This is a genomic window from Streptomyces sp. NPDC001508 (assembly GCF_040298665.1).
Classification (GTDB): Bacteria; Actinomycetota; Actinomycetes; order Streptomycetales; family Streptomycetaceae; genus Streptomyces.
In genome coordinates this window covers 1-1,023 of the sequence record NZ_JBEPAP010000179.1, presented here as the reverse complement: position 1 = coordinate 1,023, position 1,023 = coordinate 1, and the positions used below count along the sequence as shown (strand labels likewise).

1 protein-coding gene is annotated in these 1,023 nt (G+C 68.3%); it reads left to right on the top strand.

Annotated elements, in window-relative coordinates:
• Positions 1-3: 3 nt before the first annotated feature.
• Positions 4-1,023: acyltransferase domain-containing protein (locus ABT245_RS45965; protein ID WP_351747157.1), on the top strand; the 1,020-nt coding region annotated here is incomplete at its 3' end.

Here is a 1,023-nt window from a genome sequence, read left to right as displayed (position 1 = left end):
CCGGTGTTTGTGTTTCCGGGTCAGGGAGCGCAGTGGCCCGGCATGGGCGCACAACTCCTGGACACCTCACCCGTCTTCCGCCAGGCCATCACCGACTGCGCCCACGCACTCGCCCCCCACATCGACTGGGACCTCGAACACGTCCTGCGCGACACCGACCCCCACGCCCTGGACCGCGTCGACATCGTCCAGCCCGCCCTGTGGGCCATGATGATCGGCCTCACCCGCTGCTGGGAACACCTCGGCATCACCCCCACCGCCGTCATCGGACACTCCCAGGGCGAGATCGCCGCCGCCCACATCGCCGGCATCCTCACCCTCGAAGACTCCGCCCGCATCATCGCCCTGCGCTCCCAGCTCATCCGCCACCACCTCACCGGCCACGGCGGCATGGCCACCGCCAACCTCCCCGCCGACACCCTCACCGACCACTACCTCCCCGCCTACCCCCACATCCACATCGCCGCCCACAACAGCCCACACCACACCGCCCTCGCCGGCGACCAAACCCAACTCCACCAACTCCTCCAACAACTACACACCGACGGCATCAAAGCCCGCCTCCTGCCGGTCGACTACCCCTCCCACACCCACCACACCGAAGCCCTCCACCAAGACCTCCTCGACGCCCTCGCACCCATCACCCCCCACCACGGCCACACCCCCCTCCACTCCACCCTCACCACCCAACCCGTCACCGGAACCGACCTCACCCCCGCCTACTGGTACAACAACCTCCGCAACCCCGTCCGCCTCACACAAACCCTCACCCGCCTCACCGACGAAGGCCACCACACCTACCTCGAACCCAGCCCCCACCCCACCCTCACCACCCCCATCCACCACACCAACCCCCAAGCCACCACCATCCACACCCTCACCCGAAACCAACACACACCACACCCCCTCCACACCGCCCACGCCACCGCCTGGACCCACGGCCAACCCACCACCTGGCCCCACCCCCACACCACCACCCACACCCCCCTCCCCACCTACCCCTTCCAACACAAACACCACTGG